This window comes from Pseudomonas cerasi (assembly GCF_027983475.1).
GTDB classification, from domain to species: domain Bacteria; phylum Pseudomonadota; class Gammaproteobacteria; order Pseudomonadales; family Pseudomonadaceae; genus Aquipseudomonas; species Aquipseudomonas cerasi.
In genome coordinates this window covers 1,335,745-1,351,020 of sequence record NZ_JAQJVM010000003.1, presented here as the reverse complement: position 1 = coordinate 1,351,020, position 15,276 = coordinate 1,335,745, and the positions used below count along the sequence as shown (strand labels likewise).

The 15,276-nt window shown below is 59.1% G+C and carries 15 protein-coding genes; 7 read left to right on the top strand and 8 right to left on the bottom strand.

Annotated elements, in window-relative coordinates; translation table 11 throughout:
* Nucleotides 1-2,274 (top strand): ATP-dependent Clp protease ATP-binding subunit ClpA, encoded by a 2,274-nt coding sequence (clpA, locus tag PI739_RS21495; protein WP_003371759.1) that lies wholly within the window; start codon nucleotides 1-3, stop codon nucleotides 2,272-2,274.
* Nucleotides 2,275-2,391: 117 nt separating this feature from the next.
* On the opposite strand, the gene infA is transcribed toward clpA, so the two are convergent.
* From infA to aat, 3 genes are all read right to left on the bottom strand, one after another.
* A complete protein-coding gene (infA, locus tag PI739_RS21490) occupies nucleotides 2,392-2,610 on the bottom strand; it encodes a translation initiation factor IF-1 (RefSeq protein WP_002553999.1) in 219 nt (72 codons plus the stop codon).
* A gap of 101 nt (nucleotides 2,611-2,711) precedes the next feature.
* Nucleotides 2,712-3,419 (bottom strand): arginyltransferase, encoded by a 708-nt coding sequence (locus tag PI739_RS21485; RefSeq protein ID WP_003371761.1) that lies wholly within the window; start codon nucleotides 3,417-3,419, stop codon nucleotides 2,712-2,714.
* A gap of 48 nt (nucleotides 3,420-3,467) precedes the next feature.
* Nucleotides 3,468-4,157 carry a leucyl/phenylalanyl-tRNA--protein transferase gene (gene aat / locus PI739_RS21480; RefSeq protein WP_044308822.1) on the bottom strand — a complete coding sequence of 230 codons (690 nt, stop codon included), beginning with the start codon at nucleotides 4,155-4,157 and terminating at the stop codon, nucleotides 3,468-3,470.
* 469 nt (nucleotides 4,158-4,626) lie between these two features.
* On the opposite strand from aat, the gene ftsK reads away from it, so the two are divergent.
* The 6 genes from ftsK (at nucleotide 4,627) to cysG (ending at nucleotide 12,139) form a co-directional block, all read left to right on the top strand.
* Nucleotides 4,627-7,032: a DNA translocase FtsK gene (gene ftsK / locus PI739_RS21475; protein WP_003436003.1), complete on the top strand. Its 2,406-nt coding sequence runs from the start codon at nucleotides 4,627-4,629 to the stop codon at nucleotides 7,030-7,032.
* Between the two features lie 76 nt (nucleotides 7,033-7,108).
* On the top strand, nucleotides 7,109-7,732 hold the full coding sequence (gene lolA, locus PI739_RS21470) for an outer membrane lipoprotein periplasmic chaperone LolA (RefSeq protein ID WP_003371767.1): 624 nt from the start codon (nucleotides 7,109-7,111) through the stop codon (nucleotides 7,730-7,732).
* 18 nt (nucleotides 7,733-7,750) lie between these two features.
* Nucleotides 7,751-9,073, top strand: coding sequence for a replication-associated recombination protein A (locus PI739_RS21465; RefSeq protein ID WP_003405078.1), 1,323 nt, complete (start codon nucleotides 7,751-7,753; stop codon nucleotides 9,071-9,073).
* A complete protein-coding gene (gene crcB / locus PI739_RS21460; RefSeq protein ID WP_003317947.1) occupies nucleotides 9,073-9,447 on the top strand; it encodes a fluoride efflux transporter CrcB in 375 nt (124 codons plus the stop codon). The genes PI739_RS21465 and crcB overlap by 1 nt, the downstream gene beginning before the upstream one ends.
* A gap of 16 nt (nucleotides 9,448-9,463) precedes the next feature.
* Complete coding sequence (serS, locus tag PI739_RS21455) at nucleotides 9,464-10,744, top strand: serine--tRNA ligase (RefSeq protein WP_003436002.1); 1,281 nt, start codon at nucleotides 9,464-9,466, stop codon at nucleotides 10,742-10,744.
* Nucleotides 10,745-12,139 (top strand): siroheme synthase CysG, encoded by a 1,395-nt coding sequence (gene cysG / locus PI739_RS21450; protein ID WP_003436001.1) that lies wholly within the window; start codon nucleotides 10,745-10,747, stop codon nucleotides 12,137-12,139. It abuts the gene before it with no gap.
* Nucleotides 12,140-12,189: 50 nt separating this feature from the next.
* Here the strand turns inward: cysG and PI739_RS21445 are convergent, their stop codons facing one another.
* From PI739_RS21445 to tusC, 5 genes are all read right to left on the bottom strand, one after another.
* Nucleotides 12,190-13,188, bottom strand: coding sequence for a glutathione S-transferase family protein (locus PI739_RS21445; RefSeq protein ID WP_054081083.1), 999 nt, complete (start codon nucleotides 13,186-13,188; stop codon nucleotides 12,190-12,192).
* Between the two features lie 96 nt (nucleotides 13,189-13,284).
* Nucleotides 13,285-14,286 carry a glycosyl transferase family protein gene (locus PI739_RS21440; protein WP_003371782.1) on the bottom strand — a complete coding sequence of 334 codons (1,002 nt, stop codon included), beginning with the start codon at nucleotides 14,284-14,286 and terminating at the stop codon, nucleotides 13,285-13,287.
* Nucleotides 14,283-14,618, bottom strand: coding sequence for a TusE/DsrC/DsvC family sulfur relay protein (locus tag PI739_RS21435; RefSeq protein ID WP_003317943.1), 336 nt, complete (start codon nucleotides 14,616-14,618; stop codon nucleotides 14,283-14,285). Before PI739_RS21435 ends, PI739_RS21440 begins: the two co-directional genes overlap by 4 nt.
* A complete protein-coding gene (gene tusB / locus PI739_RS21430) occupies nucleotides 14,615-14,914 on the bottom strand; it encodes a sulfurtransferase complex subunit TusB (RefSeq protein ID WP_003371784.1) in 300 nt (99 codons plus the stop codon). Before tusB ends, PI739_RS21435 begins: the two co-directional genes overlap by 4 nt.
* Nucleotides 14,914-15,276: a sulfurtransferase complex subunit TusC gene (gene tusC / locus PI739_RS21425; RefSeq protein ID WP_003371786.1), complete on the bottom strand. Its 363-nt coding sequence runs from the start codon at nucleotides 15,274-15,276 to the stop codon at nucleotides 14,914-14,916. Before tusC ends, tusB begins: the two co-directional genes overlap by 1 nt.

Genomic DNA, 15,276 nt, shown 5'->3' with positions numbered 1-15,276 from the left:
ATGTTAAACCGTGAGCTCGAAGTCACCCTCAATCTTGCCTTCAAGGAGGCACGTTCGAAGCGTCATGAGTTCATGACGGTCGAGCATCTCCTGCTGGCTCTATTGGACAATGAGGCTGCAGCCACTGTACTGCGTGCCTGCGGCGCAAACCTCGATAAACTCAAGCATGATCTGCAGGAGTTCATCGACTCCACCACTCCGCTGATCCCCGTTCATGACGAGGACCGCGAGACACAACCGACGCTCGGGTTTCAGCGCGTGCTGCAACGGGCAGTCTTCCACGTGCAGAGCTCCGGCAAGCGCGAAGTGACCGGTGCCAACGTGCTGGTTGCGATTTTCAGTGAGCAGGAAAGCCAGGCCGTATTTCTGCTCAAGCAGCAGAGCGTGGCCCGGATTGATGTCGTCAACTATATCGCCCACGGTATCTCCAAGGTTCCAGGGCATGGCGAACACTCTTCTGAAGGTGAACAGGATATGCAGGATGACGAGGGCGGTGAAGCATCTTCCTCAGGCAATCCTCTGGATGCCTATGCCAGCAATCTGAACGAGTTGGCGCGTCAGGGGCGCATCGATCCACTGGTCGGCCGCGAAAGCGAAGTCGAGCGGGTGGCACAGATTCTGGCTCGTCGCCGCAAGAACAATCCTTTGCTGGTCGGTGAAGCGGGTGTCGGTAAAACGGCCATCGCCGAAGGCCTGGCCAAGCGCATCGTCGACAATCAGGTGCCTGACCTGCTTGCCAACAGCGTCGTCTACTCGCTCGATCTGGGCGCGTTGCTGGCCGGGACGAAATACCGCGGCGATTTCGAGAAGCGCTTCAAGGCGTTGCTCAATGAACTGCGCAAGCGTCCTCAGGCGATCCTGTTCATTGACGAGATCCACACGATCATCGGTGCTGGCGCAGCGTCCGGCGGGGTAATGGATGCTTCCAACCTGCTCAAGCCACTGCTGTCTTCCGGCGAGATCCGTTGCATCGGTTCGACGACCTTTCAGGAATTTCGCGGGATTTTCGAGAAGGATCGTGCCTTGGCGCGTCGCTTCCAGAAAGTCGATGTGTCCGAGCCTTCGGTCGAGGACACCATCGGCATCCTGCGCGGCCTGAAAAGCCGTTTCGAGCAGCATCACAGCATCGAATACAGCGACGAAGCCCTGCGCGCCGCCGCCGAGCTCGCCTCGCGCTACATCAATGATCGTCATATGCCTGACAAGGCCATTGACGTGATCGATGAGGCAGGTGCCTATCAGCGTCTGCAGCCTGTCGAGCAGCGCGTCAAGCGCATCGATGTGCCTCAGGTCGAAGACATTGTCGCCAAGATCGCGCGCATTCCGCCAAAACACGTCAACAGCTCCGACAAGGAACTGCTGCGTAACCTGGAGCGTGATCTCAAGCTCACCGTCTTCGGGCAGGATGCGGCCATCGATTCGTTGTCGACTGCGATCAAGCTGTCCCGTGCAGGTCTTAAATCGCCTGACAAGCCGGTCGGTTCGTTCCTGTTTGCCGGTCCTACGGGCGTCGGCAAGACCGAGGCGGCGCGTCAGTTGGCCAAGGCACTGGGCGTCGAGTTGATTCGTTTCGACATGTCCGAGTACATGGAGCGGCATACCGTTTCCCGTCTGATCGGTGCGCCTCCGGGTTACGTCGGTTTCGACCAGGGCGGTCTGCTGACCGAGGCCATTACCCGCCAGCCGCATTGTGTGCTGTTGCTCGATGAAATCGAAAAGGCTCACCCGGAAGTCTTCAATCTGCTTCTGCAGGTGATGGACCACGGTACGCTGACCGACAACAACGGGCGCAAGGCGGACTTCCGCAATGTGATCGTGATCATGACCACCAACGCCGGAGCTGAGTCTGCTGCGCGCGCTTCGATCGGTTTCACGCATCAGGACCACTCGTCCGATGCGATGGAAGTGATCAAGAAGAGCTTCACGCCAGAGTTCCGCAACCGTCTGGATACCATCATTCAGTTCGGTCGCCTCAGCCACGAAGTCATCAAGAGCGTGGTCGACAAGTTCCTCACCGAGCTTCAGGCCCAGCTGGAAGACAAGCGCGTACTGCTCGAAGTGTCCGAGGCGGCGAGAAGCTGGCTGGCGCAGGGTGGTTACGATGCGGCAATGGGTGCCAGACCGATGGCTCGCCTGATTCAGGACAAGATCAAACGGCCTCTCGCCGAAGAGATCCTGTTCGGCGAACTGTCAGAACATGGCGGCGTGGTTCACATCGATATCAAGGATGGCGAGATTACCTTCGATTTCGAAACCACGGCAGAAATGGCCTGATAGCCGACGCCTCGCCCCGCATCATTGACGGATGCGGGGCAGGTCGAGGACATCGATTGTAAAAAACAGGCATACAAAAACGCCCGGCTTATGCCGGGCGTTTTCGTTAATACCTGTTTAGCGAGCGCGGTAGGTGATGCGCCCTTTGCTCAGGTCGTAGGGCGTCAGCTCTACACGCACTTTGTCACCGGTCAGAATACGGATGTAATTCTTGCGCATCTTGCCGGAGATATGCGCGGTTACGACGTGCCCGTTTTCCAACTCCACGCGAAACATGGTGTTGGGCAGGGTGTCGACGACAGTGCCTTCCATTTCGAAGCTGTCTTCTTTCGACATGCAGTAAAGCCCTCGGTATACAAATGAGTGGCCCGGTGCAAGTGGCGCCAGGCAAAAGCGGCGTGCATTGTGCCCGAAAAAACCAGTTTAAGCCAAGGGGTTCAATACAGAGTGACCCATCTTTGATTGGTGAGCAGCTCGATGGGGCGATATTGAGTCTTGTAATTCATCTTTTTGCAGTTCTTGATCCAGTAGCCGAGGTACACCGCCTGCAGTTGCAGCCTGGCCGCTTCGGCGATCTGCCACAAAATGGCGTAACGGCCCAGACTGCGGCGTTCTTCATCGGGTTCGTAGAACGTATAGACTGCCGAAAGCCCGTTGGGCAGCAGGTCGGTGACGGCAACTGCCAGCAGACGTTGATCGACACGAAATTCGTAAAAGCGCGAGAAAGGCAGGTCGCGAACCAGAAATGTCGAAAATTGCTCCCGGCTCGGCGGGAACATGTCGCCGTCAGCGTGCCGTTGTTCAATATAACGCTGATAAAGATCGAAGTATTCCTGAGTGAAAACAGGTTTGGCGCTTTGCACCTGAATGTCGGCATTGCGTTTCAGAATACGTTTTTGCTGACGGTCGGGAACGAAGAGGCTTACCGGAATGCGTGCGGGTACACACGCGCTGCAGTTCTGGCAGTGCGGGCGATAAAGGTGATCACCGCTGCGGCGAAAACCCATGTCAGACAGGTCGGCATAGACCTGTACATCCATCGGCTGGCTGGGGTCCAGAAACAGGGTCGTCGCCTGCTCTTCGGGCAGGTAACTGCAGGTGTGCGGTTGAGTGGCATAAAACTTCAGCCTCGCCAGCTCTGTCATGGTCGTCGCCTAATGGTGAATCCTTACCCATGAGTGTATGCCAGCCTGTCAAACTCGCCTAGCTGACCAGTCAGCGTCGGTCGGCTGATCAAGATGGCGGGACAGGTAATCGGCGAAAGTCTGCCGAGGAATGGCGCGCGCGCCGAAGCTGTGCAGATGCTGAGTGGGCATCTGGCAGTCGATCAACACAAATCCCCATTCAGTCAAATGCTCTACAAGGGTGGCAAAGCCGACCTTGGAGGCGTTATCTGCCCGGCTGAACATCGATTCGCCGAAAAACAGCTGGCCCATTGCCAAGCCATAAAGCCCACCGACCAGCTCATCCTGATCCCAGACCTCGACGCTGTGCGCATGTCCACGGCGGTGCAGCTCGATATAGGCCTCCTGCATCGAGCCGGTTATCCAGGTTTCGTTGGCATAGCTGCGAGGGGCGGCGCAGGCCGTGATCACGCTGGCGAAGTCCTGATCGAAGGTCACCCGATAGCGCGACTGGCGCAGAACCTTGCCAAGACTTCGCGAGACGTGCAGTTCTTCGGGAAATAACACAGTGCGCGGATCGGGGGACCACCAGAGAATCGGCTGACCGTCCTGAAACCAGGGAAAGCAGCCGTGTCGATAGGCGCTGATCAGGCGATCGGCCGACAAGTCTCCGCCTGCGGCAAGCAAGCCGTTGGGTTCGCGGAGGGCTTTTTCCAGTGGCGGAAAATCGAGGCTGTTGCGGTTCAACCAGGTCAGCATGGCATCACAACTTTGCGGAAGGGGAGGGCGCACCTGCTCTGTAAGTGCAACTCTGTGCGACAGGCGTGGTCACAAGCGGTTGTCATTATGGCGCGTACCTTGTGCATGCGGTAGGGCTCGAGTCTCGCAGCGGTCGTGTGGTCGTTCAAGTTGCGGGCCGTTGATAGAAACACGCCATAAGCCTTTGTCACAAAACGTAATGCATGCTCAAATTGAACATCATCAGTGAAGGTGAAAGCATGTTGTGTCTTGCGGAACCGTCTGAAGTGGAGATGGTGTGTTTTCGTACAGACTCAAGTGGCTGTAAAGCCGTACAATGCCTGTTTTGGGCGTTATCATTCAAGCGTCTGTCGACAGGCTTTCCCGCTGTCTGCACTCCCTGTCCATTCGGGAGCCGTCAGTGCCGTCCGACAGCCGTTTCTGGTCAATCAACGAGATGTTCGCGCTACCGCGCAGGAAATAAAGCGTTTTGAAGAAATCCACCCCCGCACCCAGCGCTGTCCCGCTTTGGCGGCAGCAATTGCACTACCGGCTCAAGGAAGGGGCCCTGATCGCCTTTGGCGCACTGTGCCTGTATCTGATGATGGCCTTGCTGACCTACGATCAGAGCGATCCCGGCTGGAGCCACACCAGCAGCAATGCGGCGCAGGTTCAGAATGCCGCAGGGCGTGCAGGTGCGTTCTGTGCCGATATTCTGTTCATGGTTCTGGGCTACTTCGCCTACATCTTCCCTCTGTTGCTGGCGATCAAGGCCTGGCAGGTGTTTCGCCATCGCCATGAGCCTTGGCAATGGAGCGGCTGGCTGTTTTCCTGGCGTCTGATCGGACTGGTGTTCCTGATCCTCGCGGGTGCTGCGCTGGCGCATATTCACTTCCATTTTTCGGCCGGTTTCCCCGGTTCGGCAGGCGGTGTGCTGGGCGAAGTGCTCGGCGATCTGGCCAAGAAAGCCCTGAATATTCAAGGCAGCACCTTGCTGTTCATTGCCCTGTTTCTGTTTGGCCTGACAGTGTTTACCGACCTGTCCTGGTTCAAGGTGATGGATGTCACCGGCAAGATCACCCTCGATCTGTTCGAACTGTTTCAAGGCGCTGCGAACCGCTGGTGGACCGCCCGTGCCGAGCGCAAGCAGATGGTTGCGCAGTTGCGTGAGGTGGACATGCGTGTCAACGATGTGGTGGTGCCTGTGGCGCCCGATCGTCGCGAGCAGGCCAAGGCCAGAGAGCGCTTGGTCGAGCGTGAAGCGTCGTTGAGCAAACACATGACCGAGCGCGAAAAGCACGTGCCTGCGGTCATCGCGCCAGCGCCTTCGAAGCCTGTAGAGCCCAGCAAGCGCGTCATGAAGGAAAAGCAGGCCCCGCTGTTCGTGGACAGCGCAGTGGAAGGCACGCTGCCGCCGATTTCCATCCTCGACCCGGCAGAGAAGAAGCAGCTCAACTATTCCCCGGAGTCTCTGGCGGCCGTCGGTCATTTGCTGGAAATCAAGCTCAAGGAATTCGGTGTGGAGGTGTCGGTAGACTCCATCCATCCCGGTCCGGTGATTACTCGCTACGAGATCCAGCCAGCTGCCGGCGTCAAGGTCAGCCGCATTTCCAACCTCGCCAAGGACCTTGCGCGCTCGCTCGCCGTGACCAGCGTTCGTGTGGTCGAGGTGATTCCGGGCAAGACCACCGTCGGTATCGAGATCCCTAACGAAGACCGCCAGATCGTGCGTTTCTCCGAGGTGTTGTCCACACCCGAATACGATAACGCCAAGTCGCCCGTCACCCTGGCGCTGGGCCACGATATCGGCGGCAAGCCCGTGATTACCGATCTGGCGAAGATGCCCCACCTGCTGGTGGCCGGTACGACCGGTTCCGGTAAATCGGTGGGTGTGAACGCCATGATCCTGTCGATCCTGTTCAAGTCCGGCCCGGAAGACGCCAAGCTGATCATGATCGACCCGAAAATGCTCGAGCTGTCCATCTACGAAGGTATTCCGCACCTGTTGTGTCCGGTGGTCACCGACATGAAGGACGCCGCCAACGCCTTGCGCTGGAGCGTTGCCGAGATGGAGCGCCGCTACAAGCTGATGGCGAAGATGGGCGTACGTAACCTGTCCGGCTTCAATCAGAAGGTCAAGGAAGCTCAGGATGCCGGCGAGCCGCTTGCCGATCCGCTGTACAAGCGCGAAAGCATTCATGACGAAGCGCCGCTGCTGAGCAAACTGCCGACCATCGTCGTGGTGGTGGACGAGTTCGCCGACATGATGATGATTGTCGGCAAGAAGGTCGAAGAGCTGATCGCGCGTATCGCCCAGAAGGCGCGTGCGGCGGGGATTCACCTGATCCTCGCGACCCAGCGTCCGTCGGTGGATGTGATCACCGGTCTGATCAAGGCCAACATTCCGACGCGTATGGCGTTCCAGGTGTCCAGCAAGATCGATTCGCGGACCATCATCGACCAGGGTGGCGCCGAACAACTGTTGGGCCACGGTGACATGCTGTACATGCCGCCGGGCACGAGCCTGCCGATCCGTGTGCATGGCGCGTTCGTTTCCGACGAAGAAGTGCATCGTGTGGTAGAAGCCTGGAAGCTGCGAGGTTCCCCGGACTACAACGACGATATTCTCGCTGGCGTCGAAGAGCCCGGCAGCGGCTTTGATGGCGGTGGCGGCGAAGGCAGTGAAGACAGCGAAAGCGACGCGCTTTACGATGAGGCCGTCAAGTTCGTGCTGGAAAGCCGTCGCGCCTCGATTTCTGCCGTACAGCGCAAGTTGAAGATCGGCTATAACCGCGCAGCGCGCATGATCGAAGCGATGGAAATGGCAGGGGTCGTGACCTCCATGAATACCAACGGTTCGCGCGAAGTCCTGGCCCCCGGGCCGGTGCGCGACTGATTTTTATCACCCCGTATTGCGGCGACGGCGTGCACGCCACGCTGTCGCATCATCATCGACTTCAAAGAGGAATCCAATGCGCCTTATCCGCATGCTGTTGGCCACCGCACTGACCTTCTCCATGATCCCCGCCCATGCCGACAGCAAAGACGTGGCGCGCCTGACTCAGTTGCTGGAGAAATCCCAGACCCTGACCGCTCGTTTCTCGCAACTGACGCTGGACGGTGGCGGTACTCAGTTGCAGGAAACCACCGGCGAAATGGCCCTGCAACGCCCAGGCCTGTTCAACTGGCATACCGATGCGCCACAGGAGCAGTTGATGGTCTCGGACGGCAAGAAAGTCTCGCTGTGGGACCCTGATCTGGAGCAGGTCACGATCAAGAAGCTCGACCAGCGTCTGACCCAGACTCCAGCCTTGCTGTTGTCCGGTGATGTGTCGAAGATCAGCGAAAGCTTCGACATCACCGCGAAAGAGGCGGGTGGCGTGATCGATTTCGTGCTCAAGCCCAAGACCAAGGACACGCTGTTCGACAGTCTGCGCCTGTCGTTTCGCAACGGTATCATCAACGACATGCAGTTGATCGATAGCGTGGGTCAGCGCACCAATATCCTGTTCACCGGGGTCAAGGCCAACGAGTCGATCGCAGCCAGCAAGTTTCAGTTTCAGATTCCCAAGGGCGCTGATGTCATTCAAGAATAAAAGGGCCGATTTCTGACCATGGATCTGTTCAGCCGCGAACCGATAGCTCAGCCTCTGGCTGCACGTTTGCGTGCTACCAACCTGGATGAATATGTCGGTCAGGAACATGTGCTTGCCCACGGCAAGCCGCTGCGTGAGGCGCTGGAGCAGGGCGCACTGCACTCGATGATTTTCTGGGGCCCGCCCGGCGTCGGTAAAACCACCCTGGCGAAGCTGCTGGCCAAAGTGTCGGACGCGCACTTCGAGACGGTTTCGGCAGTGCTCGCCGGGGTCAAGGAAATCCGCCAGGCCGTCGAAGTCGCCCGTCAACAGGCCGGACAGTACGGCAAGCGCACTATCCTGTTCGTCGACGAAGTGCACCGCTTCAACAAGTCACAGCAGGATGCCTTCCTGCCTTACGTCGAGGACGGCACGCTGATCTTTATCGGCGCGACCACCGAAAACCCGTCGTTCGAACTCAACAACGCCCTGTTGTCCCGGGCGCGTGTCTACGTGCTCAAAAGCCTGGACGAGGCGGCGCTGCGCAAGCTGGTCAACCGTGCCCTGACCGAAGAGCGCGGGCTGGGCAAGCGGCAGCTGACCCTGAGCGATGAGGGGTTTGCGATTCTGATGTCCGCCGCCGATGGCGACGGTCGGCGCATGCTCAACCTGCTGGAGAACGCCTCGGATCTGGCCGAAGACGGCAGCGAAATCGATGTCGGGCTGCTGCAGAGCCTGTTGGGTGACAGTCGACGCCGCTTCGACAAGGGCGGCGAGGCGTTCTACGACCAGATATCGGCGCTGCACAAGTCGATTCGCGGTTCCAATCCCGATGCGGCCCTGTACTGGTTTGCGCGGATGATCGACGGCGGCTGTGATCCGCTTTATCTGGCGCGCCGCGTGGTGCGCATGGCCAGTGAAGACATCGGTAATGCCGATCCTCGTGCGCTGCCGTTGTGCATGTCCGCCTGGGATGTACAGGAACGCCTCGGCAGTCCCGAGGGCGAACTGGCGGTCGCGCAGGCCATTGTCTATCTCGCCTGTGCGCCGAAAAGCAACGCGGTCTACATGGCGTTCAAGGCGGCCATGCGTGAAGCGGGCGAGCACGGTTCGCTGGAGGTTCCGCTGCACTTGCGCAATGCGCCTACCAAGCTGATGAAGCAGCTCGGTTACGGTGAAGAATATCGCTATGCCCATGACGAGCCCGATGCTTATGCGGCTGGCGAAGACTACTTTCCAGACGAGCTGGAGCCACGGCAGTATTACCAGCCTGTACCTCGCGGTCTGGAACTCAAGATCGGCGAAAAGCTCAGGCATCTGAACGCATTGGACGATGCCAGTCCTCGTAAGCGGAGAAAGTGATGATTCAGACTATTCTTGCGGTGTCGATTGCCGGGATCGCTGGTACATTATTGCGCTTTGCGACTGGCACCTGGGTCAGCGCCAACTGGCCACGTTATTTTTACGCGGCGACGCTGGCGGTCAACATCGTCGGGTGCCTGATCATCGGTGTACTGTACGGACTGTTCCTGCTGCGTCCGGAAGTGCCCATCGAAATTCGTGCCGGCTTGCTTGTCGGCTTTGTAGGCGGTCTGACGACCTTTTCATCCTTTTCACTGGATACGCTGCGCCTGCTGGAAAGCGGGCAGGTACCGCTGGCCCTCGGCTATGCCGGTATCAGCGTATTCGGCGGGCTGCTCGCAACCTGGGCTGGCCTGTCCCTGACCAGACTTTGATAGACGAGAGAACGATATGCTCGATTCCAAACTGTTACGTACTCAACTTCAGGACGTAGCGGATCGCCTGGCTTCCCGTGGTTTCACACTGGATGTGGCGCGCATTGAATCGCTGGAAGCCCAGCGCAAGGTAGTGCAGACCCGCACCGAACAGCTGCAGGCCGAGCGCAATGCACGTTCCAAATCCATTGGTCAGGCCAAGCAGCGCGGCGAAGATATTGCGCCGTTGATGGCTGATGTCGAGCGCATGGGCAACGAGCTGAGCGAAGGCAAGGTCGAGCTGGACGGCATTCAGGCCGAGCTGGATGCGCTGGTGCTGAGCATCCCGAACCTGCCTCACGAATCCGTGCCGGTCGGTGCCGACGAAGAGGGCAACGTCGAAGTGCGTCGCTGGGGTACGCCGACGCATTTCGATTTCGAGGTCAAGGATCACGTTGCGCTGGGCGAGAAGTTCGGCTGGCTGGATTTCGAGACTGCCGCCAAGCTGTCCGGCGCGCGCTTTGCGCTGCTGCGTGGCCCGATCGCGCGTCTGCACCGTGCCCTGGCACAGTTCATGATCAATCTGCACATCAACGAGCACGGCTACGAAGAGACCTACACGCCGTATCTGGTGCAGGCTCCAGCGTTGCAGGGCACAGGTCAGTTGCCCAAGTTCGAGGAAGACCTGTTCAAGATCTCCCGCGAAGGCGAAGCCGATCTGTACCTGATCCCGACTGCCGAAGTATCGCTGACCAATATCGTGTCGGGTGAAATTCTCGATGCCAAACAGCTGCCTCTCAAGTTTGTTGCCCACACCCCTTGCTTCCGTAGTGAAGCGGGCGCGTCCGGGCGTGATACCCGCGGCATGATTCGCCAGCACCAGTTCGACAAGGTCGAGATGGTCCAGATCGTTGCGCCTGACGACTCCATGGCCGCGCTTGAGTCGCTGACCGGCAACGCCGAACGCGTGCTGCAACTGCTTGAACTGCCTTATCGCACGCTGGCGCTGTGCACCGGCGATATGGGTTTCAGTGCGGTGAAGACCTACGACCTGGAAGTCTGGATTCCGAGCCAGGACAAATATCGCGAAATCTCTTCCTGCTCCAACTGCGGTGATTTCCAGGCGCGTCGCATGCAGGCTCGCTGGCGCAACCCGGAAACCGGCAAGCCGGAGCTGGTCCACACCCTCAACGGGTCGGGCCTGGCGGTAGGTCGCACACTGGTGGCAGTGCTGGAGAACTATCAGCAGGCGGACGGTTCGATTCGTGTGCCTGAGGTGCTCAAGCCGTATATGGGCGGCCTTGAGGTCATCGGTTAAATGGAATTTCTGCCGCTGTTCCATAACCTGCGTGGCAGCCGGGTGCTGGTGGTTGGCGGCGGTGAAATTGCCCTGCGCAAATCACGCCTGATTGCCGACGCCGGTGCAGTGCTGCGCGTGGTTGCGCCGGAAGTCGAGGCACAACTGAGCGAACTGGTTGTCCAGAGCGGCGGTGAGATGATCCTGCGCGGATACAGCGAATGCGACCTCGATGGTTGCGTGCTGATCATTGCGGCGACGGACGATGAGCCGCTCAATGCTCAGGTGTCCCGCGATGCCCGCTTGCGTTGCGTTCCGGTCAACGTAGTCGACGCCCCGGCGTTGTGTACGGTGATCTTCCCGGCCATCGTCGACCGCTCGCCGCTGGTGATCGCCGTGTCCAGTGGCGGCGATGCGCCGGTGCTGGCACGTTTGATTCGCGCCAAGCTGGAAACCTGGATTCCCTCCAGCTACGGGCAGCTCGCCGGACTGGCTGCGCGCTTTCGCAATCAGGTCAAAGGCCTGTTTCCGAATGTGCAGCAGCGCCGAGCGTTCTGGGAGGATGTTTTTCAGGGCGCCATTGCCGACCGCCAGCTGGCCGGGCAGGGTGCTGAAGCCGAACGTATGCTGATCGCCAAGATTGCCGGCGAGCCGCCTTCTGAGACCGGTGAGGTCTATCTGGTGGGTGCGGGTCCCGGTGATCCGGATTTGCTGACTTTTCGTGCCTTGCGCCTGATGCAGCAGGCGGATGTGGTGCTGTATGACCGCCTGGTCGCGCCAACGATTCTTGACCTGTGCCGTCGTGATGCCGAGCGTGTTTACGTTGGCAAACGCCGTGCGGAGCATGCCGTTCCGCAGGAGCAGATCAACCAGCAACTCGTGGCACTGGCAAAACAGGGCAAGCGAGTGGTGCGTCTGAAGGGCGGGGATCCGTTTATCTTCGGCCGTGGCGGCGAGGAAATCGAAGAGCTGGCGGCGCATGGCATTCCGTTTCAGGTGGTGCCTGGCATCACCGCTGCCAGCGGTTGCGCGGCGTATGCGGGTATACCGTTGACGCACCGTGATCATGCGCAATCGGTGCGCTTCATCACCGGGCACTTGAAAAACGGTACGACAGATCTGCCCTGGTCAGACCTGGTAGCGCCTGCGCAAACACTGGTGTTTTACATGGGGCTGATCGGTTTGCCGGTTATCTGTGAGCAATTGATCCGGCACGGTCGCTCTGCCGACACGCCTGCTGCCCTGGTTGAGCAGGGCACCACCGTTAATCAGCGTGTGTTCACGGGTACCTTGGCAAACTTGCCGCAACTGGTCGCCGAGCATGATGTTCATGCGCCGACGCTGGTGATCATTGGCGAGGTGGTCAAATTGCGTGAAAAGCTGGCGTGGTTCGAGGGCGCTCAGGCGACTCTCTGATGCCATTGGTGGGTAGCCCGTCCGGGCTATCCACCACTTCTCCGGATACTTCAGTTGCTCCATACACCTTCACCGGAAAGTCGCTCACGATCGTGATCTGCCTGCAGATCGAGTGCTGGCCCCTTCGGTATGATGCCGGTCGGGTTGATGGTGCGATGGCTCCCGTAGTAATGCCCTTTGATGTGCTCGAAACTCACTGTCTCTGCGATTCCCGGCCACTGATACAGCTCGCGTAGCCAGTTGTTGAGATTGGGGTAGTCCGCGATGCGCCGCAGGTTGCATTTGAAGTGGCTGTAATACACCGAATCGAAGCGCACGATGGTGGTGAACAGGCGTATGTCGGCTTCAGTGAGGTGTTTGCCTGTCAGGTAGCGCTTTTCGCCGAGCAGGTTTTCCAGCACGTCCAGTTCAGCGAACACGTCGTCGAACGCCTCCTCATACGCGCCCTGCGAGGTGGCGAAACCAGCCCGGTACACGCCGTTGTTGACCTTCGGGTAGATCTGCTCGTTGAGTTCGTCAATGCTCGCGCGTAACGCTTGCGGGTAGAAATCCAGCGTATTGCCGGTCAGCTCGTCGAATGCGGAGTTGAACATGCGGATGATTTCCGCAGATTCGTTGCTGACGATGCATTGCTGCTGCTTGTCCCACAGCACCGGAACGGTGACGCGGCCGGTGTATCGAGGGTCGTCGGCGGTGTAGCGCTGGTGAAGGAACTGCAGGTCATCCAGTGCATCGCCGCTGGAGCCTTTCTGCTGATCGAAGGTCCAGCCGTTTTCCAGCATCAGCCAACTGACCACCGAAACATCGATCAGGCTTTCCAGGCCCTTGAGCTTGCGCAAAATAAGCGTGCGGTGTGCCCACGGGCAAGCCAGAGACACGTAGAGGTGATAGCGGCCCGCCTGCGCAGCAAACCCGCCTGCACCTGACGGTCCCGGCTGTCCATCGGGGGTGACCCAACTGCGTCGCTGAGCATTTTCGCGCTGAAATGCGCCATCTTTGCTGCTTTCGTACCACTGGTCTTGCCAGTGTCCTTCGACCAGAAGGCCCATGTCTGACTCCCATTTCCAGGTTATAGAGCTTGGAGGTCAGCGCAGGTGCATCGGTTCGACTGGATTATGGCCTTTCATTGTCGAAAGGCCGACGGGTCATAGATTCGTGTCGCGGCGATCCCAGAACACCTGCGCTTTGGCGAAGGCTTCGTCACGATCAGCGCCCAGGCCGCGCAAGGCGAGCGCCATGGTCGATATCAATGCCAATTGCGGGTAACTGTCTTCGATCTCTCCTCGCCACAAGGCCAGCAGTTGCTGCGGGTCGAGCGTCGCCGGTTTTACGTGGCGGCGCGGTGAGAGCGCTGGCCATTCTTCATCCCACGGCTGACCGCCGGTGGTGCCGTACAGGTGGCTGATGGTGTCAGGGTTGATCTCGATTTCACCGCCATCACCTTTGACCACGATGGCGTTGTCGCCGAGCAGGCTGCTGGCATCGCGATGCACGCTTTGATAGCCCGGGTGAAAAATGCTTTGCAGGCCGCAGCGCGCCTGCAGCGGATTAAGAATGCGTGCCAGCGAATGAATGGGCGAGCGTAGCCCCAGCGTGTTGCGCAGATCGATCATGCGCTGCAACTGCGGTGCCCAGTCGGCGAGCGGAATGAACGCCAGATGTTCTTGCTCAAGCGAGGTCTTGACCGCTGACCAGTTGCGGCACAGCGGGATCTTCAATAGGTCCAGCAACTGCTCGGTGTACAGACGCCCTGCGGTATGCGCGCCGCCGCCGTGCAGGAGGATCCTGACGCCGTTTTGCGCCAGGCATTTGGCTGCTAGCAGATGCCAGGGCAGATGACGTTTTTTCCCGGCGTAGGTCGGCCAGTCGATGTCGACCTGCATGGCGGGAGCGTTGAGACGCTCACGCACCGCTTCGGTAAACCCCGCCAGTTCCTCGGGACTTTCTTCCTTGTGGCGCAGCAGCATCAGAAAAGCCCCGAGCTGGGTGTCCTCGACTTTTTCATCGAGCAGCATGCCCATGGCTTCCCGTGCTTCCTCGCGAGTCAGGTTGCGCGCGCCACGTTTGCCTTTGCCCAGAATGCGAACGAAGGTCGCAAAAGGATGTTCTTCAGGTGTTTCAGTGACAAGCGCAGCGTAATCATTCATATGCAATTGGTCGGTTTTGGCAGGCCCGCCAGCTTGGCGGCGAGTTTGGCGGGAGTGCCGTTGAACAGGCGGTTGAGGTGCATGCTGTTGCCTTTTTCCGCACCCAGCTTCAGCGCGGTGTATTTGATCAGCGGCCGCGTCGCGGGCGAAAGCTGGAACTCGGCGTAAAAGCCGCGCAGCAGTTCGAGGATTTCAAGGTGCTCGGCACTCAGCTCGATACCTTCCTCGGCGGACAGGGCGTGGGCGACGTCCAGCGACCAGTCGCTGAGGTCTTGCAGAAAACCATCCTTGTCAAGTTCGATGCTGCGCCCGTCAATGTTCAACTGTTTCATAACCAGGTATTGACCTTGTCGAAGCGCAACGACAGTTCCACGAACGCCGGGTAATCGATGCTGCTGACTCCGGCAGGGAGGGGCAGATTGCGTGCGCTGATGTCTTCGTCGAGGGCGAACAGTTGCGATGAGTCGACCAACGACTGAAGGGCTTTGAGTGGCGTGCTGGACGGCATCAGCGCATAGGTGGCATCGCCACAGAGCAGTACGCCATCGTCCTTGCCCAGCAAGCGCAGGCAACTGTCCAGCCGGGTGTCGGCAAACGGCGAGTGAGAGAGAACGTGCAAAGTAGCCATCAGATTGTGATCACCTCGTCGTACCGATCAAAAAGCGCTGACAATTCCGCGCGCGTAGTCAATTGGCTCATCTCTTCGCTCAATACGCCAGGAGAGATGCCGCGCTCGGCCAGGCTCTGCCCGCAGACGTAAAGGTCGTCGACACCGAACATCGGCAGGGCCTTCAGGTTTGCGGTCAGGTCTTTCTGTTGCAGGGCGTCGGGCGACTGCTGTGGCGACAACTGAAAAACCCCGTCGTCCAGAAACAGCAGGCCCACCGACAGGTCGAATGCTCCGCCCGCCAGTACGATATCCAGCGCTTCGCGGGCACCGGGACCGGACCACGGCGACTGACGGCTGACAATCAATAGTGATCTGGGCAT